Source organism: Novosphingobium sp. BL-S-19, assembly GCF_055521675.1.
Genome location: NZ_CM145497.1, coordinates 767,112 through 794,022, shown reverse-complemented (window position 1 = coordinate 794,022; position 26,911 = coordinate 767,112). Strand labels below are relative to the sequence as shown.

Annotated in this window: 26 protein-coding genes; 15 read left to right on the top strand and 11 right to left on the bottom strand. The window is 65.4% G+C overall.

The genetic code is table 11. The features are described from left to right. Positions 1-10: 10 nt before the first annotated feature. From ACZ1JV_RS03530 to ACZ1JV_RS03490, 9 genes are all read left to right on the top strand, one after another. Positions 11-826 carry an alpha/beta fold hydrolase gene (locus ACZ1JV_RS03530; RefSeq protein ID WP_465149604.1) on the top strand — a complete coding sequence of 272 codons (816 nt, stop codon included), beginning with the start codon at positions 11-13 and terminating at the stop codon, positions 824-826. Further along, the gene (locus ACZ1JV_RS03525) at positions 823-1,626 is read left to right on the top strand and encodes a fumarylacetoacetate hydrolase family protein (protein WP_465149603.1); all 804 of its coding nucleotides are present in this window, start codon (positions 823-825) and stop codon (positions 1,624-1,626) included. Before ACZ1JV_RS03530 ends, ACZ1JV_RS03525 begins: the two co-directional genes overlap by 4 nt. A gap of 33 nt (positions 1,627-1,659) precedes the next feature. Next, positions 1,660-2,601: an acetaldehyde dehydrogenase (acetylating) gene (locus ACZ1JV_RS03520; RefSeq protein ID WP_465140112.1), complete on the top strand. Its 942-nt coding sequence runs from the start codon at positions 1,660-1,662 to the stop codon at positions 2,599-2,601. Positions 2,602-2,620: 19 nt separating this feature from the next. Next, a complete protein-coding gene (gene dmpG / locus ACZ1JV_RS03515; protein WP_465149602.1) occupies positions 2,621-3,658 on the top strand; it encodes a 4-hydroxy-2-oxovalerate aldolase in 1,038 nt (345 codons plus the stop codon). Between the two features lie 71 nt (positions 3,659-3,729). Further along, the gene (locus ACZ1JV_RS03510) at positions 3,730-5,229 is read left to right on the top strand and encodes an FAD-dependent oxidoreductase (protein ID WP_465149601.1); all 1,500 of its coding nucleotides are present in this window, start codon (positions 3,730-3,732) and stop codon (positions 5,227-5,229) included. Further along, a complete protein-coding gene (locus ACZ1JV_RS03505) occupies positions 5,226-5,996 on the top strand; it encodes an SDR family oxidoreductase (RefSeq protein ID WP_465149600.1) in 771 nt (256 codons plus the stop codon). Before ACZ1JV_RS03510 ends, ACZ1JV_RS03505 begins: the two co-directional genes overlap by 4 nt. A gap of 11 nt (positions 5,997-6,007) precedes the next feature. Next, a complete protein-coding gene (locus ACZ1JV_RS03500; RefSeq protein WP_465149599.1) occupies positions 6,008-6,556 on the top strand; it encodes an SRPBCC domain-containing protein in 549 nt (182 codons plus the stop codon). Between the two features lie 4 nt (positions 6,557-6,560). Beyond that, complete coding sequence (locus tag ACZ1JV_RS03495; RefSeq protein WP_465140116.1) at positions 6,561-7,097, top strand: nuclear transport factor 2 family protein; 537 nt, start codon at positions 6,561-6,563, stop codon at positions 7,095-7,097. Positions 7,098-7,116: 19 nt separating this feature from the next. Next, entirely contained in the window at positions 7,117-8,082 is a 966-nt protein-coding gene (locus ACZ1JV_RS03490) for an aldo/keto reductase (protein WP_465149598.1), read from the top strand. A 55-nt stretch (positions 8,083-8,137) separates the two neighbouring features. Here ACZ1JV_RS03490 and ACZ1JV_RS03485 read toward each other — a convergent pair whose 3' ends face one another. Continuing rightward, entirely contained in the window at positions 8,138-8,944 is an 807-nt protein-coding gene (locus ACZ1JV_RS03485; protein WP_465149597.1) for a sugar phosphate isomerase/epimerase family protein, read from the bottom strand. Between the two features lie 268 nt (positions 8,945-9,212). Here ACZ1JV_RS03485 and ACZ1JV_RS03480 point away from each other — a divergent pair, with 268 nt between their 5' ends. Further along, positions 9,213-9,908 (top strand): hypothetical protein, encoded by a 696-nt coding sequence (locus ACZ1JV_RS03480; protein ID WP_465149596.1) that lies wholly within the window; start codon positions 9,213-9,215, stop codon positions 9,906-9,908. A 9-nt stretch (positions 9,909-9,917) separates the two neighbouring features. Here ACZ1JV_RS03480 and ACZ1JV_RS03475 read toward each other — a convergent pair whose 3' ends face one another. Beyond that, positions 9,918-11,000: a DUF1214 domain-containing protein gene (locus tag ACZ1JV_RS03475; RefSeq protein WP_465149595.1), complete on the bottom strand. Its 1,083-nt coding sequence runs from the start codon at positions 10,998-11,000 to the stop codon at positions 9,918-9,920. A gap of 31 nt (positions 11,001-11,031) precedes the next feature. On the opposite strand from ACZ1JV_RS03475, the gene ACZ1JV_RS03470 reads away from it, so the two are divergent. After that, positions 11,032-11,511, top strand: coding sequence for a nuclear transport factor 2 family protein (locus tag ACZ1JV_RS03470; protein ID WP_465149594.1), 480 nt, complete (start codon positions 11,032-11,034; stop codon positions 11,509-11,511). On the opposite strand, the gene ACZ1JV_RS03465 is transcribed toward ACZ1JV_RS03470, so the two are convergent. After that, positions 11,496-12,239 carry an SDR family NAD(P)-dependent oxidoreductase gene (locus ACZ1JV_RS03465; protein ID WP_465149593.1) on the bottom strand — a complete coding sequence of 248 codons (744 nt, stop codon included), beginning with the start codon at positions 12,237-12,239 and terminating at the stop codon, positions 11,496-11,498. The genes ACZ1JV_RS03470 and ACZ1JV_RS03465 overlap by 16 nt on opposite strands. A gap of 44 nt (positions 12,240-12,283) precedes the next feature. Continuing rightward, positions 12,284-14,686, bottom strand: a complete 2,403-nt coding sequence (locus ACZ1JV_RS03460; RefSeq protein ID WP_465149592.1) for a TonB-dependent receptor — start codon at positions 14,684-14,686, stop codon at positions 12,284-12,286. A 215-nt stretch (positions 14,687-14,901) separates the two neighbouring features. On the opposite strand from ACZ1JV_RS03460, the gene ACZ1JV_RS03455 reads away from it, so the two are divergent. Both ACZ1JV_RS03455 and ACZ1JV_RS03450 read left to right on the top strand, forming a co-directional pair. Further along, a complete protein-coding gene (locus ACZ1JV_RS03455) occupies positions 14,902-16,557 on the top strand; it encodes a GMC family oxidoreductase (protein ID WP_465149591.1) in 1,656 nt (551 codons plus the stop codon). Continuing rightward, positions 16,554-17,645: a zinc-binding dehydrogenase gene (locus ACZ1JV_RS03450; protein WP_465149590.1), complete on the top strand. Its 1,092-nt coding sequence runs from the start codon at positions 16,554-16,556 to the stop codon at positions 17,643-17,645. Before ACZ1JV_RS03455 ends, ACZ1JV_RS03450 begins: the two co-directional genes overlap by 4 nt. Before the next feature lie 39 nt (positions 17,646-17,684). On the opposite strand, the gene ACZ1JV_RS03445 is transcribed toward ACZ1JV_RS03450, so the two are convergent. The 6 genes from ACZ1JV_RS03445 to ACZ1JV_RS03420 form a co-directional block, all read right to left on the bottom strand. Then, entirely contained in the window at positions 17,685-18,467 is a 783-nt protein-coding gene (locus tag ACZ1JV_RS03445; RefSeq protein ID WP_465149589.1) for an SDR family NAD(P)-dependent oxidoreductase, read from the bottom strand. Positions 18,468-18,504: 37 nt separating this feature from the next. Continuing rightward, positions 18,505-19,290, bottom strand: coding sequence for an SDR family NAD(P)-dependent oxidoreductase (locus tag ACZ1JV_RS03440; protein WP_465149588.1), 786 nt, complete (start codon positions 19,288-19,290; stop codon positions 18,505-18,507). Further along, the gene (locus ACZ1JV_RS03435) at positions 19,287-19,904 is read right to left on the bottom strand and encodes an EthD domain-containing protein (protein WP_465149587.1); all 618 of its coding nucleotides are present in this window, start codon (positions 19,902-19,904) and stop codon (positions 19,287-19,289) included. Before ACZ1JV_RS03435 ends, ACZ1JV_RS03440 begins: the two co-directional genes overlap by 4 nt. Before the next feature lie 85 nt (positions 19,905-19,989). After that, a complete protein-coding gene (locus ACZ1JV_RS03430) occupies positions 19,990-22,578 on the bottom strand; it encodes a TonB-dependent receptor (protein WP_465149586.1) in 2,589 nt (862 codons plus the stop codon). Between the two features lie 437 nt (positions 22,579-23,015). Beyond that, the gene (locus tag ACZ1JV_RS03425) at positions 23,016-23,783 is read right to left on the bottom strand and encodes an SDR family NAD(P)-dependent oxidoreductase (protein ID WP_465149585.1); all 768 of its coding nucleotides are present in this window, start codon (positions 23,781-23,783) and stop codon (positions 23,016-23,018) included. A 61-nt stretch (positions 23,784-23,844) separates the two neighbouring features. Next, positions 23,845-24,924, bottom strand: coding sequence for a Rieske 2Fe-2S domain-containing protein (locus tag ACZ1JV_RS03420; protein WP_465149584.1), 1,080 nt, complete (start codon positions 24,922-24,924; stop codon positions 23,845-23,847). A gap of 122 nt (positions 24,925-25,046) precedes the next feature. On the opposite strand from ACZ1JV_RS03420, the gene ACZ1JV_RS03415 reads away from it, so the two are divergent. Then, positions 25,047-25,913 (top strand): LysR family transcriptional regulator, encoded by an 867-nt coding sequence (locus ACZ1JV_RS03415; RefSeq protein WP_465149583.1) that lies wholly within the window; start codon positions 25,047-25,049, stop codon positions 25,911-25,913. Here ACZ1JV_RS03415 and ACZ1JV_RS03410 read toward each other — a convergent pair. Then, on the bottom strand, positions 25,879-26,406 hold the full coding sequence (locus ACZ1JV_RS03410; protein WP_465149582.1) for a nuclear transport factor 2 family protein: 528 nt from the start codon (positions 26,404-26,406) through the stop codon (positions 25,879-25,881). The genes ACZ1JV_RS03415 and ACZ1JV_RS03410 overlap by 35 nt on opposite strands. A gap of 123 nt (positions 26,407-26,529) precedes the next feature. Between ACZ1JV_RS03410 and ACZ1JV_RS03405 the strand changes: the two genes are divergently transcribed. Then, entirely contained in the window at positions 26,530-26,901 is a 372-nt protein-coding gene (locus ACZ1JV_RS03405) for a steroid Delta-isomerase (protein ID WP_465149581.1), read from the top strand. The last annotated feature ends 10 nt before the right edge of the window (positions 26,902-26,911 follow it).

Below are 26,911 nucleotides of genomic sequence, written 5' to 3'. Positions count from 1 at the left end.
AGACGGCACGATGGCGACGTTGAAAACGGCCCGTCACCGCGTAAGCGGCGGCCACGAAATCCAGATCCAGGAGGCAGGCGAAGGCCCTGCCGTGGTGTTCATCCACGGCAGCGGGCCGGGCGCATCGGGCGGATCCAACTTCCGCGGCAATATCGACGCCTTCGTGGCGGCGGGCTTCCGCGTGATCCTGCCCGACCTGATCGGCTATGGCGCCTCATCTAAGCCGGAGGGGATCGACTACACGCTGCAGCTGTTCACCGACACGCTGCATGAAGCGCTGGTGGCGCACGGCATCGAACGCGCGGTGCTGGTGGGCAACTCGCTGGGCGGCGGCATCGCCCTGCAGATGACGCTGGACCATCCCACTTTTGCCGAGAAGCTGGTGCTGATGGCCCCCGGCTGCGTTGCCGAGCGGGAAGCCTATTTCGTGATGCCCGGCATCGCCAAGATGGTCTCCAACTTCGGCGGGCCGGACTTCAATCTGGACGAGCAGCGCCGCCTTATCGGCAATCTGCTCCACGCCGAAGCGCACCACCTCATTACCGAGGAACTGGTGGCCGAACGCTTCGAAGTGGCCCGCACCCAGCCCAAGGACGTGATCGTGCGAATGCGCACGCCCGACCTCAGCCCGCACCTTGCCAGGATAGCGCAGCCGGTCTTCGTGCTCTGGGGGCTGAACGACGAGTTTTGCCCGGAAAGCCATGCTCGCCTGTTCCTCGAACGCTGCCCGAACGTGCGCGCAATCACCTTCGCCCACACCGGCCACTGGGTGCAGGTGGAGCGCGCGGCGGAGTTCAACCGCTATGTCGTGGAGTTCCTGCGATGACGGCCGCGACACGCCACGGGCAGGAACTTTATGACGCCCTGCGCGAACGCCGCACCCTCTCCCCGCTAATCGCGCGCGATCCGGCGCTGACGGTGGACGATGCCTATGCCATCAGCCTCGATTTCCTGAGGCGGAGGCTGGCCGATGGCGAAAAGGTCGTCGGCAAGAAGATCGGCGTCACCAGCAAGGCGGTGCAGGACATGCTGGGCGTGCACCAGCCGGACTTCGGCTTCCTGACCGACTGGATGCATGTCGAAGGCGATATCGACGTGGACGCCAAGGCGCTGATCGCCCCGCGCGCGGAGGCGGAGATCGCCTTCATCCTGAAGGAAGGCCTCTCCGGCCCCGGCGTCACCGCCGAACAGGTCTTGGCGGCGACCGAGAGCGTGGTCCCCTGTTTCGAGATCGTCGACAGCCGCATTACCGACTGGAAGATCGGCATCGTCGATACCGTGTCCGACAATGCCTCCTGCGGCGTCTACGTGCTGGGCAAGGAGCGGCTCGATCCGCGTGCGTTCGATCTGCCGGGCCTGCACGTGGCCGTCACCAAGAACGGGGAGCCGCTTTCGGAAGGCTATGGCCATGCCGTGCAGGGCGATCCCGCGCAGGCGGTGGCCTGGCTGGCCAATACGCTGGGCGCTTACGGCGTCACGCTGGATGCGGGCGACGTGATCCTGTCCGGATCGCTCGTCCCCCTCGCACCCGCAGTGAAGGGCGACAGCTTCGAAATGATCCTCTCCGACAGGAACCCCGCGGCGGGCGGCCAGGCCATCGGCCGCTGCCAGGCTCGATTTGTTTGAGAATTACCCGCTTAGTGTAAGGATACCGGAACCATGGCACGCGTGAAGGCCGCCATCATCGGCTCGGGCAATATCGGCACCGACCTGATGATGAAGATGATCAAGTACCCCCAGAACATGGAACTCGCCGCCGTGGTCGGCATCGATGCCGCTTCGGAAGGCCTTGCCATGGCCCGCCAGCACGGCATCGCCACCACGCATGAGGGGATAGAGGGGCTGAAGAAGCTGCCCTGCTATCCCGAAATCGGCATCGCCTTCGACGCGACCAGCGCCTACGCCCACAAAGTGCATGACGAGGCGCTGCGCGCCGACGGCATTCAGGTGGTGGACCTTACCCCCGCCGCCATCGGGCCGTTCATCGTGCCCCCGGTCAACATGCGGGCCAATCTGGACGCGCCCAACGTCAACATGGTGACCTGCGGCGGGCAGGCGACGATCCCGATGGTCGCCGCCGTCAGCCGCGTGGGCAAAGTGCACTATGCCGAAATCGTCGCATCGGTCTCCTCCCGCTCCGCCGGGCCGGGCACGCGCGCCAATATCGATGAGTTCACCCGCACCACCTCCCGCGCGATCGAAGCCGTGGGCGGCGCCACCAAGGGCAAGGCGATCATCATCCTGAACCCCGCCGAACCGCCGATGATCATGCGCGACACCGTCTTCACCCTGTCGGAAGGCGGGGATGAGGACGCCATCCGCCAGTCGGTGCAGGACATGGTGGCCGAAGTGCAGAAATACGTGCCCGGCTACCGGCTGAAGCAGGAAGTGCAGTTCGAACGCTTTGGTGACAACAATCCGCTGAAGATCCCCGGCATGGGCGTGTTCACCGGGATCAAGACGATGATCCTGCTCGAAGTGGAAGGCGCGGGCGATTACCTGCCCAGCTATTCCGGCAATCTCGACATCATGACCGCCGCCGCCAAGGCCACCGGCGAACTTCTCGCCGAGCGCCGCATGGCCGCCGCGACCCCGGCCTGATCCGCAGGAGTTTACGACAATGGGCAAGTTCAACGTCGATGCGGGCGAAAAGCTCTACATCCAGGACGTGACGCTGCGTGACGGGATGCACGCCATCCGGCACATGTACGGCATCGACCACGTGCGCGCGATCGCCTCCGCGCTAGACAAGGCGGGCGTGGACGCGATCGAGGTGGCGCATGGCGACGGCCTCAGCGGCACCAGCTTCAACTACGGCTTCGGCGCGCATACGGACTGGGAATGGCTGGAAGCCGTTGCCGACGTGCTGGAAAACAGCGTGCTCACCACGCTGATCCTGCCAGGGCTCGGCACCGTGGAGGAACTGCGCCGCGCCTACGACATCGGCGTGCGCTCGGTCCGCGTCGCCACCCACTGCACCGAGGCTGACGTTTCGAAGCAGCACATCGGCATCGCCCGCGATCTGGGCATGGACGTGTCCGGCTTCCTGATGATGAGCCACATGATCGAGCCCGAGGCGCTGGCCGCGCAGGCCCTGCTGATGGAGAGCTACGGCGCGCAGTGCGTCTATGTTACCGACAGCGGCGGCGCGCTGGACATGGACGGGGTGGCCGCGCGCCTTGCCGCCTATGACCGGGTGCTGAAGCCGGAAACCCAGCGCGGCATGCACGCGCACCACAATCTCTCGCTCGGCGTCGCCAACTCGATCGTTGCCGCACAGGAAGGCGCGGTGCGCATCGATGCCTCGCTGGCGGGCATGGGCGCGGGCGCGGGTAATGCCCCGCTGGAAGTCTTCGTGGCCGCCGCCGACCGCAAGGGCTGGAACCACGGCTGCGATGTCGTGGCGCTGATGGACGCGGCCGAAGATCTCGTACGGCCGCTGCAGGACCGCCCGGTCCGCGTCGACCGCGAGACGCTCGCGCTCGGCTATGCCGGGGTCTACTCCTCGTTCCTGCGCCATGCGGAGAAGGCGGCGGAGACTTACGGCCTCGATACCCGCGCGATCCTGGTCGAACTGGGCCGCCGCAAGATGGTGGGCGGTCAGGAAGACATGATCGTCGATGTCGCGCTGGACATGCTGAAAGCCCAGACGGCCTGAAAGTCCAAGAGGTGCAGCCCCCCGCGCAAAGACGGGGGCGCACTGCCGAGAGAGGATGCCGGGGGAGAACCATGGCGGAAATTTCGTTGCACAAGCCCTTCCCGGTCGCGGACGTGCCGCGCTGGGATCATGAGACGGACGTTGCCGTCGTCGGCTTCGGCGCTGCCGGCGCCTGCGCCGCGATCGAGGCGCGCAGCGCCGGCGCGGAAGTCCTGCTGTTCGAACGCAATTCGGGCAGCGGCGGCGCTTCGGCGCTGTCCGGCGGGGAAATCTACATCGGCGGCAGCGGCGGCACCGATGCCCAGCGCAGCGCCGGGTTCGAGGACTCGACCGAGGATTTTGCCCGCTATCTGAAGATGGCCGGCGGCCCCTGCGCGGACGAGGCGAAGTGCGACCTCTATGCCCGCGAGTCCCTGACCCACTACCAATGGCTGAAGGCGCAGGGCGTGCCCTATCGCGGCAACTTCCTGCCCGGAAAGCACATCGAACCGACAGACGATTCCACCCTGATCTGGTCGGGCAGCGAGGCGGCGGCGCCATTTCGCGATCACGCCAAACCGGCCCCGCGCGGCCATGTGATCCAGCACATGGGCTGGGGCGGTGGACGGCCGTTGGTGGACATTCTCGAAGCCCGCGCGCGCGATGCCGGTGTGCACGTGATGACCGACGCCCGCGTCGTCGCGTTGATCGAAGAAGGCGGGCACATCGTCGGCCTGATCGCCCGGATCGACAATGCCAACCGCTTCGTCCGCGCGCGTCAGGGCGTGGTGCTGGCAACCGGCGGCTTCGCGATGAATCCCGACATGCTGCGCCGCTATGCCCCGCTGACCAGCAAGATCCACGATCCCATCGGCGAGAAGGACGACGGCACCGGCATCCTGCTCGGCATGGGCGCGGGCGGGGACGCGATCCACATGGACCAGTTCTTCACCACCTGCCCCTGGACGATGCCGGAGAGCCACGCCTACGGCGTCTTCGTCAACGAGCAGGGCCAGCGCTTCATCAACGAGGATTGCTACCACGGCCGGGTCAGCCGCACGATGCTGGACCAGCCGGGCAGCAAGGTGTTCCTCCTGCTGGACATGGCGCATTTCGTGCAGCCGCTGGAAATCGCGCGCATTGCCATCGCCGCGACGGGCGAGACATGGGAAGAGGTCGAAGCCGAACTGGAGATGCCCACGGGCACGCTGGCGGCCACGATGGCCTTCTACAACCGCCATGCGCACGAAGGCCGCGATCCGCTGTTCGACAAGCAGGCGCCGATCCTGACGCCGCTCGATCAGGGACCGTTCGTGGCGCTCGAACTGAACTTCGACAGTTCGTACTTCTCCTTCTTCACGCTCGGCGGGCTGCACACCGATCCGGACGGCCGCGTGCTGGGCCGGGACGAGCGGCCGGTTCCGGGGCTCTACGCCGCCGGGCGCTGCACGTCGGGCCTGCCGGCATGGGGCCATGGCTATAGCTCCGGCCTCAGCCTGGCCGACTGCACTTTCTTCGGACGACAGGCGGGCCGCGCAGTGGCGGCGGAAACAATCGCGGTGAAAGCCGTAACGGGGGGAGAACTGGCATGATCCTCAAGGACAAAGTCGTCATCGTCACCGGCGCAGGCCCCGGCATGGGGCAGGCATTGTGCCGCGCCGCCGCGCGCGATGGTGCGCGCGTGGTCGTCTCGGCCCGCTCTCGCGACGCGATCGAGGCGCTGGCCGCCGACATCCGCGCCCAGGGCGGAGAGGCCATCGCCGTGCCCTGCGACGTCGCCGACATGGCGCAATGCCACGCGCTGGCAGAGACGGCGCTGGCGAAGTGGGGCCGTATCGACGGGCTGGCCAACTCGGCCTACTACCACCCGGACTGGCAGCCGCTGGAAAGCCATGACCTGGACCAGTTGCGCACCGCGCTGGACGTGATCGCGATCGGCGGCCTGCGCATGGCGCAGGCCGTGATCCCCACCATGAAGGCGCAAGGGGCGGGTTCGATCGTCAACGTCTCCACCCTCGCCACGCGCAAGCCCATGCCCGGAGAGGGCGGCTATGCCATGGGCAAGGCGGCGCTGAACCAGATGACGCGCCAGTTGGCCGTCGAACTTTCGGGAACGGGCATCCGCGTCAATACCGCACTGATGGGCTGGATGATGGGCGCGCCGCTGGAAGACTGGCTGGCAACGCTGGGCGACGGCGCCGAAGCCTTCCGCAACGAACGCATCGCGCAGATCCCGGTGGGCCGCATCCCGCCCGACGCCGATTGCGCCAAGGCCGTGCTGTTCCTGCTGTCCGACTATGCCAGCGAGATCACCGGCGCCGCGCTGGACGTCAACGGCGGCGACTGGGTCGCACCCTGAGGGAGTTGCTTATGTTGCCCGAATGGATCGACCTCGACTGGATGAAAACCGCGCGCTCGCTGGCCGAAGACCCGCTGGAAGGGCTCGACCTGGATGCGGTGACCGTCAGCGAAACCGTGGAGATCGCCGCGCCTGCCCGCGTGGTATGGCAGGTGCTGACCGATCTGGACGCCTATGCCGACTGGAACCCGTTCTGCGTGCGCGCCCGCTCCACGCTGGAAATGGGCGCGCCGGTCGAGATGGCACTGGTGAACTATGCGGTGCCCGGCACCTTGGTGCCCAACTGCGAATACATCTGCGGTTTCGAGCCGGAGCGTCTGCTCTCATGGTCGCTGCCATGGTCGCGCGAATGGCCCTACCCCGCCCGGCGCGATCAGGTGATCGCGGCGAGTGGGCCGGAATCCTGCCGCTACGCCTCCACCGACGCCTTTCTCGGCATGAACGGCATCCACGTCCACCGCTTCGCCGGCCCCTGGGTCAAGCGCGCGTTCGACGACAGCGGCCGTGCCCTGAAGGCCCGCGCCGAGGCGCTTTGGGCCAACGAAACTCAAGGAAACTGACACCATGGCCATGACGCTTCAGCAACTGACCGATCTCGAAGAGATCCGCATGCTCAAATACCGCTATTTCCGCGGCATCGACACCGCCGACATGGCGCTGCTGGAAGGCCTGTTCACCGACGACATCGCCGTGGACTATCGCGGCGGCACTTACCGCGTGGCCTTTGCCGGCAAGGCGGAAATGATGACGTTCCTGGCCAACTCGTTCCATTCGGGCGCGCTGGCCATGCACCATGGGCACAGCCCGGAAATCACCCTGACCGGCGACAATTCGGCCGAGGGCGTGTGGTATCTGGAAGATGTGTTCATCGATATCGAGCGCGGCGATCACACGTTCGGCACCGCCATCTATCGCGACCGCTATCGCCGCGAAGGCGGCCAGTGGAAGGTCGCCAGCACCGAATACGACCGGGTGATCGAAGTGGTTCAGCCGATTGCGGCCGGGATGCAGTTCACGGCGCACCGGCTGGCGAAGACCGGGTTGAAACCCGCCGATCGCACCGACATCGCGCACCTCATCCAGTGGGACACGGTCGCCTGACCGACAGGGGAGACTTCCTATGCTTTCACGCGTAACTCTGGGCGGCACCGATCTTTCGGTCAGCCCGCTATGCTATGGCACCAACATGCTGGGCTGGATGATCGATCAGGATCGTTCGAACGCGATTCTGGACAGGTTCGCGGCGCTTGGCGGCAACTTCATCGACACGGCCCGATCCTACGGCGACTGGATGCCGGACGCCCCCGCCGGCGCCAGCGAACGTGCGCTGGGGGCATGGCTGAAGACGCGCAACCGGGCCGATTTCGTGATCGCCACCAAGGGCGGCTTCTTCGACTTGCGCAAGGGCGACTATCGCAACCGCTGCACGCCCGAGGATGTGGCGCAGGATCTTGCGCAAAGCCTCGATCACCTCGGCGTGGATGCGATCGATCTCTACTTCCTGCACACGGATAACGAGGATGCACCGGTTGAGGTCATCGTCGATGCGCTGATCGGCCATCAGGAAGCGGGACGCATCCGCCATTTCGCCGCCTCCAACTGGTCGGCGCAGCGGATCAAGGCAGCCAATACCTACGCCGCCTCCATCGGCAAGCCGGGCTTCGTCGCTTCCGAAACCTTCTGGGGGCTGGCGGCACCCGATGTCGCTGCCGCCGCGCAGCAGGGCTACGTCCATTATTACGAGGGCGAGTACGAAGGCGTCCACGCCGCCGGGCTGCCGATCCTGGCCTATGGCGCACAGAGCGGTGGCTATTTCACCAAGCGGGCCAAAGGCGCCGACCTTGGCGAGCAACTGACCGCGCGTTACGCCAATCCGGTGAACGACGCCCGCCTCGCCGCTGCCGAGGCGCTGGCAGCGCAGCACGGCGTTTCGATCAACGAAGTCGTGCTCGCCTATCTCACCAACCAGCCCGACCAGACGGTGCCGATCTTCGGCGGCTCCAGCCCGGAGCAAGTGGCCGAAAGCGTCAAGGCGGCGGCGCTTACCCTTTCCGCAGCGGAGCTGGCCCAGCTCCACGCGGCCTGACCCACCTGGACCGCGGGTTAGGTAACGGCGGGGAGCGGGGAGGCTCCCCGCCGTTTTATTGTTGGGCGAGTGCTCTGCGCACGCTTTCGACCGCGCGCTTGGCCCGCTCATCGCGCGGTTCGGCGATGGCGTGATTGCGCGGGATTTCGACGCTGAGCGGCGTGCCTTTAGGCAGCGCGCGGACGAAGCCGGCAAGGTCGAAATCGCCCTCACCCGCCAGGCACCGCTGCGATGAGGCTTCGGCATCGAGGTCGTCCGGCGCCATCATGGGGCCGTCGCAAAGCTGGCCATAGAGGATGTACTCGGCCGGTGCCGCCGCCAGTTCCTCCAGCGTTCCGCCGGAACGCATGAGGTGCAGCAAGTCGACATTGATCCCCACCTGCCCCGGCCGCCCGACCGCGCGGACCAAGTCGAGCGCCTCCGCCACCGAGCGCACTTGCGACGGCGGATAGAATTCGACCGCCACGCGCAGCCCGTGGGCAGAGGCCCGATCGCTGAAACGGCCGAAGACGTCGATCCGCCTTGCTGGGTCACGGTCGTAGGCCAGCACGTTGATGAGGCCCGCCTCAAGCTCCGCCGCGCATTCCAGCGCCTGTTCGAAGCCGTCAGGGTCGGTTCGGCCCGCCAAAGTGAAGGGATAGGCGAGGTCCAGCGAGACGCCGCAATCCTGCAGGACACGCTTGAAGTCGGCACGTGCGCGGGCGTCGCCGATGATGTCAAATTTCGGCATCAGCGGCAGAACCGCCATCGGTTCCATGAACAGGCATATCCCGTCGCACCCGGCCGCCTGCGCCGTCTGCGCGAGTTGGACCGGAGTGGCATCCACCGCCGTAATGTGATCGAGGGCGAGTCGCGTGGTCATGCCTTTGCGATAGCGCGGACGTAGTTCACATAATACGCAAAGATCGATAATTTCTCCAATTTTGTTGAGATGAAGGTTTTTTCTATCATACAGGATACGCAAACATTGCATTTCCGCGCATCCTGGCTCATTGTCCGTCGAGCGAGAAAATAAGCACATTTTTGATTGTAAGTGCTCACTTATAATATTGCCTGCATCCTTCAGACGCGATAAGCAGACACCCAAGCGCGGAGCGAATGGCAGGACGACAAGCCGAGAGGACGCTGCCATGGCCTTGGTGCCCGCGAACGATACGACGAATGCCCTGCCCAGCCCCAAGGGTCGCACCATGGGTCATCTGGCGCTGCACTATGGCCCGGCGGGGGACGGCCCGGCGGCCGCGCGGCTGCTGTCGCTGCTGGGGCTGGTCGAAACCCAGATGCTGCCCCTGCCCCAGGGCAACTTTTATCGCTTCGTGGTCAATTCGGGCCATTTCGCGCGGGGTGACGGGATCGTCTACCTTTCCGCCCTGCCCGAACCGCAAGTCCGCCTGATCGCGGCCATGCACGCAGCGCTGGGTATCGGCACCGCGCAGCAGGACCCGGCCGTGGGCGCCTACCGTGCGATGCTGGCATCCGATCCGGAGGCCAGCTTCCACTTCGGGTTCCTGGTCCCGTCGTTGGAGGATCTGGAGGATCTGGTACTGACCTTGCGCGATCTGGCCGAAACCGATCCCGAATTTCGCGGCCGCATCACGATCACCGCCAACCGCGCACGGCGCGGCGATGCCGCCGTCGACGCGCGGCTCGATGCGTCACCGGTGTTCGGCGATTGCACTCGCTTCGCCTATGGCCGCAACGGCGTGCAAGTCTTCATCGAGACCGACCTCATCAAGGCCGGCCAGCTTGGCGAGTGCATGCATTTCGAACTGGACTATGTGTTTCCCGGCGCCGGCGACCACATTCTGTCCGTGGTCGAATTGTGACCCCGGCGATCACACTTCCGCCAGCTTGACGACGCGGCAGCGCGGCACCGGATAGTCCTTCGCCCCGATCCAGCGCCAGAGCCCCGTCCCCGAACGATGCCCGGCCAGATCGATCCAGTTGCCGAAGCCGGGATCGGCATCGGCGCAGACCACCACCACGCTGCCGTCCGCCTCGTACCGCGCCTGAGAGCCATTGACCCAGACCTTCTGATGCACGTGATCCAGCGATTCCATCCACCAGTTGTCGATCTGGAAATTCCACATGCGGCATTCGGGCACTTGTGCCTCGATCACCAGCGCCTCGCCCGGGGCAAGGTCGAAATGGAGGTGGCCGTACCAGATGTTCGGATCGCCGCCGGCCTTCCAGAACACCTGCTGATCGCCGTCATAGACCGCATTGGACTGGCTCTTGAACCATTCGGACCAGTCCGCAAACGTATTGGCGGTGCCCCGCACCCATTGCGCCGCGCCCATCAACTGCCCCTCGATCGCGGCGGGCGTCAGAATGGCAGGCGTCGCAGGACCGGCGCCGATCCGCTCCACATGAACGTCCGCCGCCACTTGCGTGCGCTTGTCGTCGAACGTCTGGCGCACGATCAGCAGCGAGGTGTCCTGCGCCATCGGCAACCAGTTGCCCGGATGCGGCGCGGCGCTGACGATCACTTCGAAGCTGCCGTCCGGGCCGAATTCCATGTCAGCGAACTCAAGCTCTCCGGTGGAGACCATCGTGCCGTCGGTGGCGTAGCGGTTCGCCTTGCTGCCGATGGAAAAGTAGGGAACCGTGTTGCGCTTGCCGGTGATGCGATAAGTCCGGTCCGGGCTGACGACGCATTGCTGGTAGATATTGTCCGGATTGTCGGCGCCGATCTTGATCCTGTCGTCGCACAGCATGAACAGGCGCGGGAAATCGGGATCGGCGGAGTCCACCAGCATGTTCAGCGCCGTACGCGTCAGGCGGCTGAGATAGCGCAGCCCTTCCGCCTGATCGATCGGCGTGATGGGCGTGGCCGGCCGCGCCAGCACTTCGCCCGCCTCCGCCAGCGCGGCGCAGAACTGGCGCCAGACACTATCGAGATGACCTTGTTCCGCCATGGCTGCAAACCCCTTTCCGATGGGAGAAACGATGTCCGAATTGGTTGAGACGCTGGCCGCGCGGCTGCGCCTGCTGGAAGATCGCGAGGCGATCCGCGATCTGATCGCCAGCTATGGCCCGCTGGCCGATGCCGGAGAGGCACAGGCGCTGGCCGCGCTCTGGGCCGAGGATGGCATCTACGAAGTGGTCGGCTTCGCGCAGGCGCAAGGCCATGCCGCGATCGCCGCGCTGATAGAGGGGGACACGCACCGCGGGCTGATGGCCGATGGCTGCGCGCATCTGCTGGGCCCAGTGGCGGTGGAGATCGATGGCGATAGAGCCACCGCACGGGGCCACAGCGTCGTATTCCGCCATGGCCCCGAAGGGTTTGCGCCCTATCGCGTGGCCGCCAACCGCTGGACGCTGCGGCGCAGCGCCGATGGCTGGCGGGTGGTTCACCGCCGCAATGCCCTGCTGGATGGGAGCGAGGCGGCGCGCATCTTGCTGGTCCCCAATCAGCCCGCGAGCTGACCGCCGTCCACCGTAAACAGCGCGCCGGTGACCTTGCTGGCCTGATCGCTGGCGAGGAAGGCGAACATGTTCGCCACGTCATTCGGCGAGCATGACCCGTCGCGCAGCTTGGGCGCATTGCGCATCACCAGCGACCAATCGATATCGCCTTCGGGCGGCGGCGTGTCGCGCGTCATCGGGGTTTCGACATGGCCGGGGCAGATCGCGTTCACGCGCACGCCCTTGGCCCCATATTCGATGGCCAGCCCCTTGGTGATCGCCGCCACGCCGTGCTTCGATGCCGAATAGGCGATCGTATAGGCAATGCCCTGAAGCGCGGCAGTGCTGGCGGTGTTGACGATGTTGCCGCCGCTCTTCACCAGATGCGGCAGCGCCGCCTGGCAGAGCGCGAAGACGCTGGTGGTGTTGATCTTCAGCAGCAGTTCGAAATCGTCGAGCGAGAACGTCTCCGACGATCCCCACTTCAGCATTCCGGCGATGTTGCACAGCACGTCCAGCCCGTCGCGTGCCGCCACCTCCACCAGCGCGCGGCACGATGCCAGATCGGTGGCATCGTAAGTCTGGATCGTCGGCGTGCTTGCCATCAGCGCGGCGGTCTCTTCCAGACCCGCCGCATTGCGATCGCCGATGGTGACCACCGCGCCTTCCGCCGCGAAGCGGATGGCGGTGGCGCGGCCGATGCCCGATGCCGCGCCGGTAATCAGTACCTTCTTGCCTGCAAAGAGCATGGCCGTCTCCCGTTATCGTTATCGTTCTTGTTTCCGGCCCTGTGTCAGAACTTCACGCCAGCCGTCACCCCGAAAGTGCGCGGTTCGGGGAAATAGCCCACGACCATGCCGCCGAAGCTGGGGCCGAAGTCGATGAAGTTGCCCGGATTGGCTTCCTTCGTCAGGTTACGCACGAAGACCGAAAGTTCCGCATCGGTGCCCAGCAGCGGCAGCTTGGTCAGGCTGGCGCGCAAGTTGACGATGGTGCGACCCTTGGACTGCGTGGTGTGCGCGTTCTGGTCCGATGGATTGTCGGTCACCAGTGCATAGGGGAAGGTGTAGTACTTCGCGACGTAGCTGACATCGGCGTAGAAGTTCAGCTGGCCCCAGTCGCCTTCGGCAACCCGCAGGTCCGCGCCGCCCGATGCCGTTACCTTCGGCGCATGGGGGAAGGCGCGGTTGTCGGCCACGTTGGTCTCCACCCCGTTCACCAGATCCATGAAGCGCTTGTACTTGGGATCGAGCAGCGCCAGCGATCCGTTCAGCGTCAGCGCGTCGAAGGGATGGAACACCGTTTCGAACTCAAGCCCCTGGATGCGCGCCGCACCGGCGTTGCGCACGATGGAGGCGGCGCCAAGCCCGGCGGTGAAGACCGCCAACTGCATGTCCTTATGCTCGTCCCGGAAGGCGGAAATGTTGAAGATCAGGCGATTGCCGAAGGTCTTGGTCTTGATGCCCAGTTCGTAGCTGTCGACCGTTTCGGGCTTGTAGGGATTGCACAGTTCCAGCGCGCCCGATGGGCATTCCGGCGTCGGCGCGACGAAGACGTTGGTCTCGCCATTGAAACCGCCCGACTTGAAGCCCTTGGCATAGCGGGCATAGACGTTGACCTGGTCGGTCACTTCATAGCCCAGCGTAACGGCGGGGGTGAAGCTGTTGTACTTGGCATCGGGCACGCCGCCATAAGGAATGTCGGCGATGACGACGGGAGACGTGATGCCGTTCGCGGCGTCGTAATTGACGCGGAAGAAGCGGCGGATGTCCTTCTTCTCATGCGTGTAGCGCCCGCCCACGGTCAGCTTCAGCCCGCGCAGGATTTCGTAATCGAGCTGGGTGTAGAACGCGAAGGCCTTGGTGTGCGATCCGTAATCGGAATCGAGATCGGTGCCGCCGCCGAAATAGCTCTGCGGATTGTCGGTTGCCGCCTTCTCGGTGAAGTAGAAAGCACCCGCCGCGTAGGAAAGCTTGTCGGACAGGGCCTTGCCCGTCACCTGCAGTTCCTGGCTGAAGGCGTGATAGTCGGTCAGGCGCTGGGTATAGGCCACCGGCAGCGGCGAGCCATCGAGATCGAGCCCGTCATCATACTTCAGATTGCGATAGGCGGTGGTGGACTTCACCGTCGCCGCGCCGAATTCGCCGGTCAGCGTCAGCGCATGGCCGTAGCTGCGCGTCTTTTCATAGACATCGGCATTGATCGACGCGGTCGAGACGCGCTTGGGATCGGTGTAGAGATTGAGCGGGAAATTCGCGCCGACGAAGGGATAGCTGGGCGAATTGGGATCGAAGATATCGCGCGGATCGCCGTTCTGGTTCACCTGCAGCAGCTGCGAAAGCTGCGGCGTCTGCTTGCTGCGGCTGTAGTCGTAAGTGTAGTCCGCCGTGACGTTGTCCGCCAGTTCGGCGCGGACCTGCACCATGAAGCTGCCGCTATTGATCGAGTCCGTCTTGTTCACGCGCGGCGGCAGCGCGGCGGGCACGTTCGGGATGGGGTTGGGCACGATATCGATCAAGCCGCCACGGCTGCGATACTGGCCGGAGAGCTTGACCGAGAAGATCCCCATCTTCGGCAGATCCAGCACACCGCGAAACTTCATCTCGTCGAAGCTGGCGTAAGTCATTTCCATCGTGCCGCCCAGTTCGCCGCTGGGCTTGCGCGTGATCAGGTTCACCGCGCCGGCCAGTGCATTGCGGCCATAGAGCGTGCCTTGCGGACCGCGCAGCACTTCCACGCGTTCCAGATCGGCGATGTCAAAGATCGAACCCTGCGCCTTGGCGATGTAGACACCGTCGAGATAGAGGCCGACCGCCGGCTCCCAGGTGATTGCGGGATTGATCGTCACCGAACCGCGAATGGAGATCTGCGAGACGGTCTTGGATCCGGGCGCACGCTCGATCTTCATGTTCGGGGCAATGGTACCCAGCTTGTCGATGGAATCGACGCCGCGGCTGTCGAGGTAGGCGCTGCTGACCGCCGAGATGGCGATGGGCACGTTCTGGACGTTTTCCGAACGCTTCTGGGCGGTGACGACGATGTCGCCGATGCCGATCTCCACTTCCTGCTTCGCCGGCTGAGAGGCAGTTGCTGCGGCGGGCTGGGCGCCGTCCTGCGCCGCATCCTGAGCAAGTGCCGGGACGGCGACGATGGACATGCTGGTGGCGAGGGCCGAAGCGGCCAGGAACCTATTCACGATCTTTCTCTCCCGAAACCCTGTGCGCGTTTGCGCATCATAATCACGTCACGCTTTCGCGCATCCGATTCACCCTCATTGAATATGATTCGTCAAATCATATGGCAATATGTTTCTTGTTCGCGCGTATTTTTGATGCCATATTTACGCAAATGACGGTTCGGCGCGCGGAACAAATCTGCCGGTCACGTCCGATAAATACGGTGGGAGAGAGCATGGACGATGGAATCGCCCCAACCGGCGATGCACCGCAGTTCGACTTCGTCATTGCGGGCGCGGGGGTTGCCGGCTGCATCCTTGCCAATCGCCTCTCCGCCGATCCCAAGTGCCGCGTCCTGCTGCTGGAGGCGGGCGGAAACGATGGCAGCCCGCTGATCGCGGCGCCGGGCGGGTTGCTGCCGATCATGATGCGCGGCAGCCATGCCTGGCGCTACATGTCCGCCCCGCAGCGGCATCTGGACGACCGGCCGCTCTACCTGCCACGCGGCAAGGTTCTGGGCGGCGGATCCTCCATCAATGGCATGACCTACGACCGGGGTTTTCATTCGGACTATGACCGCTGGGCGGCGCAGGGATGCACGGGCTGGTCCTTTGCCGAAGTGCTGCCCTACTTCCGCCGGCTGGAAAGCTATGCCCCATCGCGGGACCAATGGCACGGCGCCGATGGGCCTATCGCCGTCACCCGCGCCGGGCAGGATCACCCCTTCGCACGGGCCTTCGTCGCGGCGGCGCAGCAGGCGGGCTATCCGTTCTGCGCGGACCTCAACGGCGCGGCGCGCGAAGGGGTGGGGCCGGTAGACCTCACCATCGGGCGCGGGCGGCGTTCCAGCGCGTCTTCGGCCTATCTCCGCCCGGTGCGCCATCGCCCCAACCTGACCGTGCTCACCGGCGCGCAGGCCTTGCGCGTACTGTTCGAGGGCAAGCGGGCTTGCGGCGTCGTCTATCTCCGGCAGGGAGAGCACCACACCGCCCTTGCCCGGCGGGAAGTGATCGTCAGCGGCGGGGCGATCAACACGCCGCAACTGCTGATGCTGTCCGGGCTTGGCGATGCCCAGCACTTGCGCAGCCACGGGATCGACGTGGTGGCGCATGTCCCGGAAATGGGCCGCAATCTGCAGGACCACCTTGCCGCGCATGTGAAGTATCGATCGACCAAGCCCTGGTCGATGCTGCGCTATCTGAGCCCGCTGCGCGGCATCACGGCGATGGGGCAGTATCTCGCCACGCGGAGCGGGCCTCTGGCGGATCCCGGCATGTCGGTCGCCGCCTTCGTGCGATCCGACCCATCGCTGGCGGAGCCCGACATCAAGATGCTGCTGGTCATGGCCCTGTTCGCCAACAACGGCCGCAGGATGGAGCCGAGCCACGGCTTCTACGCGCACATCAACGTCGCTCGTCCTGAGGCACGCGGCACCGTCACCTTGGCCAGCGCCGATCCGGCCGCGCCGCCGGTGATCGATCAGAACTACAACGGCACCGAGCACGACCGCCGCGTCATGCGCGAAGGAATCCGCGCCGCCCGCCGCATTTTCACCCAGTCCGCCTTCGACGCTTGCCGGGGCGAGGAACTGGCGCCCGGTGTCTCCATCGAGAGCGACGAAGCGCTGGACGCCCATGTCCGCGCCCAGGCGGAGGCCGATTACCATTCGGTCGGCACAGCGCGCATGGGCGCGGACGCAGGGGCGGTGCTGGACCCGGAGCTGCGCCTGCGCGGCGTGGACGGGCTGCGCGTGGTCGATGCCTCCGTCATGCCGCATCTGGTGGGCGGAAACACGGCGATCCCCGTGGCCATGATCGCGGAGAAGGCGGCCGACATGATCCTTGGCCGCTCGCCCCCGCCAGCAGCCCAGCTTTCCGGAGAACACGCATGAAAGTTCAGGCAATGGTTTGCCACGCACCGGGCGCACCGCTGGTGCGCGAGGAACTGGACCTTGCCCCGCCGGGAGCGGGCGAAGTCCTGATCGAGATCATGGCCAGCGGGCTCTGCCATACCGATCTCAGCCAGCTTGACGGCAAGGCGGCGCCCTATCCCTTCCCCGTCGTCGTCGGGCACGAAGGCGCGGGGATCGTGCGCGCGGTGGGCGCGAACGTCACATCGGTGGCGGTGGGAGACCATGTGATCGCGCTGGCCATCGGCGAATGCGGCGCCTGCGCCAACTGCCTGTCCGGCAAGACCAACCTTTGCGAACTATTCCTTGGCGAAATCGCCATGCAGCCGACGCGCTTTTCGCTGAATGGCAAGCCTGTCTCCGCCTATTCGGGCGTCGGATCGCTGGCCCAGTTCGTGGTCATGCATGAGCGCAACGTCGCCCCGATCCGCGCCGATGTGCCGCTGCATCTGGCCTGCACCGCCGGCTGCTGCGTGGCGACGGGCGTGGGCGCCGCGCTGCACACCGCACATGTGCATGAGGGCGCGAGCGTTGCCGTGTTCGGCCTTGGCGGCATCGGGCTCAACGTCGTGCAGGGCGCGCGGCTGGCGGGGGCCCGCACGATCATCGGCATAGACGTGAACCCGGCCCGCGAAGCACAGGGTGAGCGCTTCGGCCTCACCCATTTCATCGATCCCACCACTGCCGATCCGGTCGCCGCCATTCGCGAGATCACCGGCGGCGGCGCGGACTTCGCCTTCGAATGCGTGGGCAAGGCGGCGCTGATGCGGCAGGCTTTCGAAAGCACCCGCATCGGCTGGGGCTGCTGCGTCGTGCTGGGCGTGCCGGCGGATGGCGAGACGATGCAGATCGTGCCGTTCGACCTGCAACTGGGCCGCACCGTCAAAGGCTCGTTCATGGGCAATGTGCGCGGGCGCAGCCAGCTTCCGGCGCTGCTCGATCACTATGCGCAAGGCGCGCTCAATCTCGACGATCTGGTAACGCACCGCCTGCCGATGGCGCGCGTGAACGAGGGCTTTGCGCTGATGAAATCGGGCGATGCCCTGCGCGTGGTCGTGAGCTTCGAATAAGGCTGGGCCCCCGGCGCGAAGCCGGGGGCCTCTATACCGTCACTGGCGGGGCGAATGGATATTGCCGCCGTCCACCACGATTTCGGACGACGTGATGTAGCTGGCCTCGTCCGAGAGCAGGAAGCGGATCACCCGCCCCACTTCCTCCGGCGCGCCGAAGCGGCCAAGGAAGATGCGCCGTTCGAACACGCCGGGAAGCGCGGCCTTGGCGGCAGCGATAATCGGCGTATCGATCTGGCCGGGGCTGACCGAATTGATACGGATGCCATCGGCCGAAAGCTCGTCCGCCATCGAACGCACCAGCGAGATCACCGCGCCTTTCGCCGCGCTGTAGATCGGGATCAGCCCGCTACCCAAAGTCGCATTGATGGAGGACAGCGCCACCACGCTGCTGCCGGGAAGGCTGCGCATGTCGGCGCGGAACGCCTGCACCAGGCTGACGATGGCGCGCACGTGGAGGGCGATGCCCTTGTCCCACAATTCGGGCGTCACGCCGTCGATGCCGGTCACTTCGGCAGTGCCCGCCGAATGGACGATCCCGCCCACCAGACCCAAGGCATCGCGCGTTTTCGCGGCAGCCTCTGCAATCGCCTGCGGATCGCGCAAGTCGACCGCCAGCCCGATGGCGGCAACGCCCCAGGCATCGGCGATTTCCGCAGCCGCAGCCTTCGCGCCGGCCTCATTGATATCCCAAAGCGCCACCGGACGGCCAACCGCCGCCAATGCCCGGGCGCTGGCAAGGCCAATGCCGGAGGCTCCGCCCGTCACCACCACGGGGCTGGCAGGCGCGCCCAGCGCAGGTTCGAAGTTCTGCTTTTCCATCTCTCTTCCCTTTCGCCCGATCAGACCATTCGCTCCATCAGTCCATTCCTGGTGCGCCGGGCATTCCCTGATAATAGGCGCCAACGATCATGCCGCCATCCACGACGATTTCCGCGCCGGCCAGATAGGATGCCTCGTCACTGGCCAGGAACACGGTGGCCGCCGCCACTTCCTCCGGCGCGCCGACACGCTGGAGCGGGATATTGCCGAAGCGTTCGTCCACCTTGTCGCGCGGCGACCCGTCGTGATTGGTCATGACCGTATCGACGCCGCCGGGGTGGACGGAGTTCACGCGCACGCCCTTGTGCCCCAGTTCCATGGCGGCCACGCGGGTCAGCCCGCGCACGCCCCACTTGCTGGAGGCATAAGCGGAAAGGCCGTTCGCGCCCTTCATCCCGTCCACCGAGGAGACATTGACGATGGCGCCCTTGCCGCGCGCCACCATGCCCGGGGCCACCGCCTTGATGCCCAGGAATTCGCCCACCAGATTGACGTCCAGCACGCGCCGATAATCGGCCAGCGTGGTATCGAGCAGACCCGCGAAGTGCAGGATGCCGGCATTGTTGACCAGCACGTCGACCGGCCCGAAACGGTCCTCCACGCCGCGAACCACGGCGGCCCAATCGGCCTCGCTCGTCACGTCCAGATGCCAGAACCCGGCAACGTCGCCCAGTTCGGCCGCCAGAGCCGCGCCGGCTTCATCCAGCACATCGGCAATAGCCACCTTGGCCCCTTCGGCCACGAAGCGGCGGCAAGTTGCCGCCCCCATGCCGCGCGCGCCGCCGGTGACGATCGCCACTTTGCCTTCAAGCCTTCCCATCATGCATGTCCTTCGTTTTCGAAATTGTCTTTTGCGGCGGTCATGTCCGTCTCGCAGCGGTGCGTCCGCAGTAGCCGTGCCGCAAGCCCGTCGGGCGCGGGACCGGGATCGTCATGCCCAGCCAGCCACAGCACGGCATCGGCGGGGAACGCACCGCCGCGCTCTGCAAATCCGCGCTCCATCACGATATCCAGAGCCACGCCCGCCCGGTGCCGCGCCAGATCGCGCGCCCAGTCCAGCGCCCGGTCCATTCCTGCTCCCTCCAGCAGGACCGCAAGACGCCGTCCAGCTGCATCGGCGGGATCGCCGAGGGAGAGCACATGCTCCTCCACCCGCGCCGGGGCGAGCCGCGCGTGGTCGAGAAAGCGCTCCTCGTCCGCGCGCAGCGTGGCGGCATGCGGCCCTTCGATGACGCGTAGCGGCGCCAGCGGATCGTTCACCCAGAACTCCGAAATCGTGTCCCAGCCGAAGCTTTCCGATGCTTCCACGTGATTGCGCGCATAGCCGCGGAACGGAAACAGCCGCGCTGCGAAGGGCGCGTGATGTTCCTCGTAATAGCGCTGGAAAAAGGCCCGATCCCGATCCGGCCGGTGCACCAGCGCGCAGATGCTTTTCATGCCTTGCCTCCACCAAGATGCAAAGCCGACGCGGCCGGGGGGACGGACCGCGTCGACCCGCGTGGGTCATGGAAGACCCCTGCAATCATTCGCCGCCGAAGTGGTACTTCAGCCGCACCCCGTACATGCGCGGCTCGCCATAGAGCGTGGCACGATAGAGCAGCCCGGTGTCCTGATAGACGTCGGAATTGCTGATCCGGTAGAGGTTGTCGGTCAGGTTGGTGCCGAACAGGCCAAGGTCGAAATTGGTGCCCGCCACGCCCTTCCAATCGAGCGAGGCACTGAGCAGGCCGAAAGCCTCCAGATAGGCGCCCGGCTGGTTCTGCGGCAGTTGCACCGCCTCGGTATACTGGCTCGAGGTGTGCGAATAGTTCACGAAAAGCGACAGCGTGCCCAAGTCGCCGCCAAGGTCGTGATCGGCGGACACGTGGATGCTCCAGATGTACGGCGCAGTATACTGGAAATCGAGGCACGAACTGTCGGCTATACCGGTTCCGCCATAGGCCTTGGGCAGCACATAGCCATTGCAGGCCATGATCGGCGTGTTCGTCTCGAACTGATACTTGGTGTACTTCGCGTCGGTATAGCTGAAGTTGCCGCCGATCTCCAGGCCGGGGAACGGGCGCATCGATGCTTCCACTTCCACACCATTGATCCGCGCATCGGCATTGTTGGTGCGCGCGCCGCCGGCGTTGGTAGCCGGGTTGTAGTCTCCCGTCGCGCGCTGGATGTCCTTGTAGTCGACATGGTAGACCGAGGTGTTCAGGCGGAACGGCACTTCGCCCAGGAAGAAGTCGGACTTCACGCCCGCTTCGTAGCTGGTGACCTTCTCCGGCTTGAACGTGCGCGTATTCTCGAACACCGCATACTGGTTGAAACCGCCCGCCTTGTAGCTGTGGCTGACTTTGCCGAAGATCAGGATGCTGGGCGTGATCTTGTAGTCCAGCCCTGCCGTCCACGACGGTGCCTTGGTCCGTAGCGAGGCTTCCAGACGGCAGGTTGCCGCCGCCGTCGCGAAATCGACCAGCGAACTGTCCGATCCGCAGACCGCCTTGGTCGGATCGGTGGTGGAACGCTGATACTGGGACGCGAAGCCATCGATATGGTCCCAGGTATAACGGAAGCCGCCGGTGAAGCGCAGATTGTCCAGCGCCGGCGTCAGCGCACCAAGGTCCAGCGTCGCCTGCGCATAGAGAGCCTTGGACTTCGTGCTGGTGCCGTATGTGTTGTATCCCGCCTCGCAGAAACCGGTGTAGAGCGCCGGGCAATAGACGATGGCACGCGATCCCTGCGGGCCGTCGGGCTTCTGGTCGTAGTAGAAACCACCCACGGTCCAGTCCAGCCGGCCGCCCAGTGTCTTGCCCTGAAGCTGCAGTTCCTCGGTGATCTGGCGCATGTTGTCGCGCGGTTCTTCGGTGTCCAGCGTCGCGTTGGTGTAGGTCACCGGATAGCCCAGCACCGGCATCGTCACTACGCCAGGCGCGGGCACCACGCCGGGATCGGCATCGTGCTGCTGCAGGATCGAGGCATCGCCGTCATAGCGATAGCCCAACTTCAGCTTCTGGTAGCTGGCGATATTGCGCAGCGTGACCGTGTCCGAAAGGTCGATCGCGGTGGTGTTCGTCACGCCCCAGGTCACCGTGCGCTGGAACACGTCGGTGGAGAAGGCGGTCTTGCGCGGGCCCAGCGCTTCCGCATTGGCGGTCACGGCGCGGTAGACGTCGCAGGGCACGCCGATGGGGCCGGGCGTGTCCGGGGCATCGGCGCAGAAGCCCCGGCTCTTCAGCGCATCGATGTTGAAGCCGCGATTGACCAGCCCCGCGCCGTTGTTGCTGGACTTCGAGTAGTAGGCCATGGTGTAGTTCTCGACACCGTCCACCGGGCGCAGGGTCAGGCCCATGCGGCCGGAGTACCAGTGCTCGTCATCGCGATCCTTGTTGAAGGTGACGTCGCGGGTGAAGCCGTCGCGGTCGTGATAGGCGCCGGCCACGCGCAGCAGCACTTTTTCTTCGACGATCGGCAGGTTCACCGCGCCTTCCAGATACGTGCGGTCGTAATTGCCGAATTCGCCCTTGATCCAGCCGCCCAGCAGTTCGCCGGGCTTCTTGGGCACCAGCAGCACCGCGCCGCCGGTGGTGTTGCGGCCGAACAGCGTGCCCTGCGGCCCCGCCAGCACCTGCATGCTCTCAAGATCCAGGAAATTGCCCGGCCCGCCCTGCTGGCTGAGCGTCAGCGCCCCCGGGAGCGGCACTTCGTTCATGTAGACGACCACGCCGGGCGATGCCTGGAAGGTCGCGCCCTGACCGCGCAAGGTGAACGACATGGAATCGCGCGAACCCTGCCCGTTGGGCCCCACCACCAGCGATGGCACACTGGCCTGAAGGTCCTGCTCCTTGGCGATGCTCTGCTTTTCCAGCCGGTCGGGCGAGATGGCGGTGATCGCGATCGGCACGTCCTGCCCGCGCTCCGCACGGCGGTTGGCGGTGACGATGATCTCGGTAATGCCCGCCGTGGCGGCATGGGCCTGTGGTGCGGCAGCCGGGGCCGGCGCGGTTTGCCCGCTGTCCTGCGCCTGTGCCGTCATCGGTAACAATGCCGCCAGCGCCGCGCCCGACAGCCAGCAATGCTTCGCCCGCATCCGCACGGCGGATGCCAGTTCCTTCTTCTTGGTCACGATTGTCTCCCTCTCCACTCGACATCGTTCTTGTGTTCTTGTGCGGCGGGGGCCGCAGGTCCGGGGAAAGGGCACGAAAGCGGTCGCCTGCCGAAACGTCATGTCGCGGCGAGTGTGATAATTCGTGCTATGGCCGAGTGGATCCACTGCCGGAAATCGGCAGGAAGCCCGTGCGGCACCTTTCCCTTCGCTTTATGATCTTGCTCTTTCTTTAGACCTAACACTTACGCAAAACGCCATCAAGATCATATTTCATGTGATGATTGCGCATGATTTACGCGATTCAATCCGCAAATGAGCAAACGAATATCGCTGCGAAAGCGGCGAAATTCCGCGCTCTCTCGCACCTGTAGGGCGCGCATACGCAAAGAGCCGGAGGCGTGCCATTCCGCACGCCCCCGGCTCCCGACGATCGAAACCTGCTGCTCAGGAAGAAGTCAGACTCCGAATCCCCCCGAGACCGAGATCGACTGGCCGGTGGTATATCCACCCTCGTTGCTCGCGAAATAGACGCAGGCATGGCCGATCTCTTCCGCCGTGCCCCAACGCTTCAGGCAGAGCAGCTTGTGCGTTTCTTCCACCCAAGCCTGATCGAACTGGCCCTGCTGGGTCAATTCATGGAGCTGCCCGGCGTCGATCACGCCCACCAGCACCGAATTGGCGCGGATGCCGAAGCGCCCTTCTTCCTTGGCGATGCCCTTGACCAGTTGCTCGTTCGCGGCCTTGACCGCCACCGACATGCCATCGCGCGCCGGCCACCAGTCGTGCCCGGCAGACCCCAGCGTCACGAAGCTGCCACCGCCCTGCTCGCGCATATGCGGGATCACCGCCTGCGCGGCGGCGAAGAAGCCGTGCACTTCGACATCGAAGGCATGGCGCCATTCCGTCATCGGCGTTTCGGCCAGATAGCGCTGGTTGACGAGCGGCCCGGCACCCCAGACCACCGTGTGGATGCGGCCATGTTCGGCAATGGCACTGGCGATGGCATCCTGCACTTGCGCCGCGTCGGTCACGTCGGCCGCATGGACACTCGCCTTGCGGGCCTGCGCCGCGGCATAAGCGGCGACCGCTTTCGCCGTATCGGGCTTGCTGCGATAGACCACCGCCACGTCGCTGCCCGCATCCGCGAAGCACCGCCCCACGCCTTGCCCAATTCCGCCGCTGCCGCCGAACAGCAGCGTACACCCCGCTGGAAATGTCGCCACGGGTTCCCTCCCTTCGATGTTGTAAAGTAAAGCAGCGGCCTGCCGAAACAGGCCGCCCCGATCAGGCAGCCACGCTGCCGGGTCGCTTGTCCAGCGTCACCACCAGACCGTTCACGCGGCCCTGGATTTCCGGAGCCTTGGCGCGGGGATTGAAGAACTGGCGATACCAGCTGCGCACTTTGCCGTAGGGCCCGTCCGCCGGCACGGCCATCGGATTGAGGCAGGCGCGCTTGTTCGCCCAGATCTCCACGTCCTGCGCGAAGGCAAGGCGGCTGCCTTCCTGATACATCGCGGCATTGGCGCGATCCTCGTCGGTAATCTCACGCGAACCGTCGTGCACTTTCACCATCAGCCCGTGCCATGCGCGCGAACGGCCGTCCTCGATCGGTGTGTTGGCGATCATGATGAAGCTGTCGAACGCGCCCGCCATTTCGGACTGGAGGAAGCCCGGCCCTTCATACCAGGTATCCAGCACCAGCTGATCCTCGGCGGAAGCGGTCAAGGTGCGGTGCCCGGCGCTGTAGTACTGGTGGACGACGTGGTTCTGGAACTCATTGGCGAAGTACTGGAAATCCTTGGCCCCGTGGATCGGCACGAAGTGGCCGTAATCCGCCATGTTGTCGACGATCTCGACACCGTGGACGTTCAGATCGCCCATGAAGTCAATCTTCCATTCCACCCAGCCCGGCTCGCCGTAATGGCCGCCGAATTGGGGCAGGTCGTAGTCGGGCTCCAGCCCTTCCTCGTCGTGCCACATCCACAGGATGCCGGCGCGTTCGACCACCTTGTAGGTGCCCAGCTTCGCCGCCTTGGGCACGAAGTCCGAATAGGGGATGTGATTGCACGCGCCGTCCGGGCCATAGCGCCAGCCGTGGAACGGGCAGCGGATCGATTCGCCTTCGACGTGTTCGGCGTCGCGCACGATGTAGGACGTGCTGTTCTTCGCCAGATGCGCGCCCATGTGCGGGCAATAGGCATCGACGACATAGGCCGTGCCCGATTCGCCGCGATAAAGCACCAGATCCTTGCCGAAATAGCGGATCGCGGCGGGTGTGCGCGTCGCCTCCTCCGCCGCACCGATCATGAACCAGCCACGCGGAAATGCGTGAGGCCCAAGGCCATAGTCGCTGGTAGTGGCCATTTGCATCGACTCCTTATGCTGCGCCTGCTCACGGCGGCGCATTCCTTGTCCATTTAGCCGTTCGATTGGCGATTTGCGAAGAGAATTGACCTGCACATAGGTTGTGCAAATATGCACGCATTATGGAATGGAGCGATCTTCAGGTCTTTCTGGCTGCCGTGCGCGCCGGTTCGTACACCGCCGCAGGGCGCCAACTGGGCATCAACCGCACGACGGTCGGCCGCCGGGTGGACGCGCTGGAAGCGGCGCTGGGCGTCGCGCTGTTCGAGGAAGGGCCGCTGGGCCCCGCGCCCAACCGGGCGGGCAAGCGGCTGCTGGCCGCCGCCGAAGTGATGGAGCGCGAAGTCGCCCGGATGCGCAGCGATCTGGCGCTGCCCAATCTGGCCCAAGGCCCGGTGCGCGTGGCGGGCAGCGGGGGCATCGTCAGCGAGTTCCTGCCCGAATTCGCCGAATTCCGCCGCCGCCATCCGGAAGTGTCCATCGAACTGCTGGGCGAACTCGATCCGATCGACGCGGTGACCTACCGCCGCGCCGATCTGGCCATCGCGCTTGTGCGCAAGCCGCCGCTGCGGCTCTGGGGCGTGGAACTGGCGACGCTGGCGCAGGCCCCTTACGCCCGGCGGGACGGGGCGGCACAGCCTGCGCAACTGGGTTGGGGTTTCGAACTCGACGCCGCCCTGCCCGGCAGCCAGTGGACGGCCAGCAATCCGGCCGGCGAGGCGGCGGAAAAGGCCGGGCTGACCACCTTTAACGCCTGGCCGCAGATGAAGCAGGCCGTGCTGGCCGGGCTTGGCAGCGCGACGCTGTGGTGCTTCGCGGCCGATGCCGAGCCCGATCTGGAACGCCTGGCCCCGCCCGATCCGCGCCACGACTGCCCGCTATGGCTGCTCCATCGCGCCAAGGCGCCGCCCAGCGCGGGATTGAGCGCCTTGATCGCATTCCTGACCGACGCGCTCAGGGAGAGCGTGACAGGCCCGCCAGCAGGCTGAACGCCCACGAAGGGTCCTCCCCGTCGGCGCGGCCATGGCTGGCCTCCGCGCCCAGTTTCGCCATCGCGTCTTCGTCCACCGCGCGCACCTCTCCGTGATCGAAGACGAGTTGGCGGTGGAGGAATTTCCATGCGCCGTCCCGCCGCTCGTACCGGTCGAGATAGCGGCCGTGGACGATATATTCGGTCCGCTCAGGCGGATGCGTGCGGTGCCATGCCCGCACGAGGTGCTCGCCCTCCGCCCGGTCGCCGTCGATCACCACCACGCTGTTGGCGATCGCGTGGATGGTCAGTTCCCACGGCGCCATCGCCTGCGGCAACCATGCGACGAAAGCATCGGGCCCGCCGCGGAACATCGACCCGTGATCGTCCACCGCATCGTCATGATAGAGCGAGCGGACCAGCGCGAAATCGCGCCGGTCGCACCCCCGGCAATAGCGCGCGACCAGATCGATGATCGCCATGCGATCACATTGCTCCTGCCAATCGGGCATCGTCTCCTGATCCTTTCGCCATGCCGGCACATTGTTTTCGATTTTCAGATGTTATCGCCTCATGTATTACGCAAATCCATGATCGAATCAAATTCGACAGGTGGATTGCCGAATCGGCCGGCGATGAAGGCGGCGCTAGATGCCTATGTCGATCGCATCAACGCGGGCGACGTTGAGGGCATTCTCGCGCTCTTCGCGCCGGACGCGGTGATCGAGGATCCGGTGGGAGCCGAACCGAAGACGGGTGCAGCAATCCGGGCGTGGTTTGCCGATACGGTGGCGTTCGCAACGCGCATCCATCCGCTCGGCCCCGTGCGCGGATCGCATGGCCGGGAGGCGGCGCTAGCCTTCGATGTGGAATTCACCCCGCCGGGCAGCCCGCGCCTGCGCATTCGCTCGATCGATGTCTGCAGCTTCGATGCGCAGAACCGGATCACCCACCTGCGCGGCTATTGGGGGCCGGACGATATTGGCCCTCCCCCTGGTCGCGAGTGACGCAGAAATA

Bases quoted from the DNA above. Each gene is read 5' to 3' on its own strand.
- ACZ1JV_RS03480 (WP_465149596.1), top strand. From the start codon at position 9,213: ATGGCCTTGGTGCCCGCGAACGATACGACGAATGCCCTGCCCAGCCCC.
- ACZ1JV_RS03415 (WP_465149583.1), top strand. From the start codon at position 25,047: ATGGAATGGAGCGATCTTCAGGTCTTTCTGGCTGCCGTGCGCGCCGGT.
- ACZ1JV_RS03465 (WP_465149593.1), bottom strand. From the start codon at position 12,239: ATGCTCTTTGCAGGCAAGAAGGTACTGATTACCGGCGCGGCATCGGGC.
- ACZ1JV_RS03500 (WP_465149599.1), top strand. From the start codon at position 6,008: ATGTTGCCCGAATGGATCGACCTCGACTGGATGAAAACCGCGCGCTCG.
- ACZ1JV_RS03475 (WP_465149595.1), bottom strand. From the start codon at position 11,000: ATGGCGGAACAAGGTCATCTCGATAGTGTCTGGCGCCAGTTCTGCGCC.
- ACZ1JV_RS03440 (WP_465149588.1), bottom strand. From the start codon at position 19,290: ATGATGGGAAGGCTTGAAGGCAAAGTGGCGATCGTCACCGGCGGCGCG.
- ACZ1JV_RS03420 (WP_465149584.1), bottom strand. From the start codon at position 24,924: ATGGCCACTACCAGCGACTATGGCCTTGGGCCTCACGCATTTCCGCGT.
- ACZ1JV_RS03450 (WP_465149590.1), top strand. From the start codon at position 16,554: ATGAAAGTTCAGGCAATGGTTTGCCACGCACCGGGCGCACCGCTGGTG.
- ACZ1JV_RS03410 (WP_465149582.1), bottom strand. From the start codon at position 26,406: ATGCCCGATTGGCAGGAGCAATGTGATCGCATGGCGATCATCGATCTG.
- ACZ1JV_RS03470 (WP_465149594.1), top strand. From the start codon at position 11,032: ATGTCCGAATTGGTTGAGACGCTGGCCGCGCGGCTGCGCCTGCTGGAA.
- ACZ1JV_RS03510 (WP_465149601.1), top strand. From the start codon at position 3,730: ATGGCGGAAATTTCGTTGCACAAGCCCTTCCCGGTCGCGGACGTGCCG.
- ACZ1JV_RS03485 (WP_465149597.1), bottom strand. From the start codon at position 8,944: ATGACCACGCGACTCGCCCTCGATCACATTACGGCGGTGGATGCCACT.
- ACZ1JV_RS03455 (WP_465149591.1), top strand. From the start codon at position 14,902: ATGGACGATGGAATCGCCCCAACCGGCGATGCACCGCAGTTCGACTTC.
- ACZ1JV_RS03530 (WP_465149604.1), top strand. From the start codon at position 11: ATGGCGACGTTGAAAACGGCCCGTCACCGCGTAAGCGGCGGCCACGAA.
- ACZ1JV_RS03490 (WP_465149598.1), top strand. From the start codon at position 7,117: ATGCTTTCACGCGTAACTCTGGGCGGCACCGATCTTTCGGTCAGCCCG.
- dmpG (WP_465149602.1), top strand. From the start codon at position 2,621: ATGGGCAAGTTCAACGTCGATGCGGGCGAAAAGCTCTACATCCAGGAC.
- ACZ1JV_RS03495 (WP_465140116.1), top strand. From the start codon at position 6,561: ATGGCCATGACGCTTCAGCAACTGACCGATCTCGAAGAGATCCGCATG.
- ACZ1JV_RS03520 (WP_465140112.1), top strand. From the start codon at position 1,660: ATGGCACGCGTGAAGGCCGCCATCATCGGCTCGGGCAATATCGGCACC.
- ACZ1JV_RS03405 (WP_465149581.1), top strand. From the start codon at position 26,530: ATGAAGGCGGCGCTAGATGCCTATGTCGATCGCATCAACGCGGGCGAC.
- ACZ1JV_RS03525 (WP_465149603.1), top strand. From the start codon at position 823: ATGACGGCCGCGACACGCCACGGGCAGGAACTTTATGACGCCCTGCGC.
- ACZ1JV_RS03435 (WP_465149587.1), bottom strand. From the start codon at position 19,904: ATGAAAAGCATCTGCGCGCTGGTGCACCGGCCGGATCGGGATCGGGCC.
- ACZ1JV_RS03445 (WP_465149589.1), bottom strand. From the start codon at position 18,467: ATGGAAAAGCAGAACTTCGAACCTGCGCTGGGCGCGCCTGCCAGCCCC.
- ACZ1JV_RS03505 (WP_465149600.1), top strand. From the start codon at position 5,226: ATGATCCTCAAGGACAAAGTCGTCATCGTCACCGGCGCAGGCCCCGGC.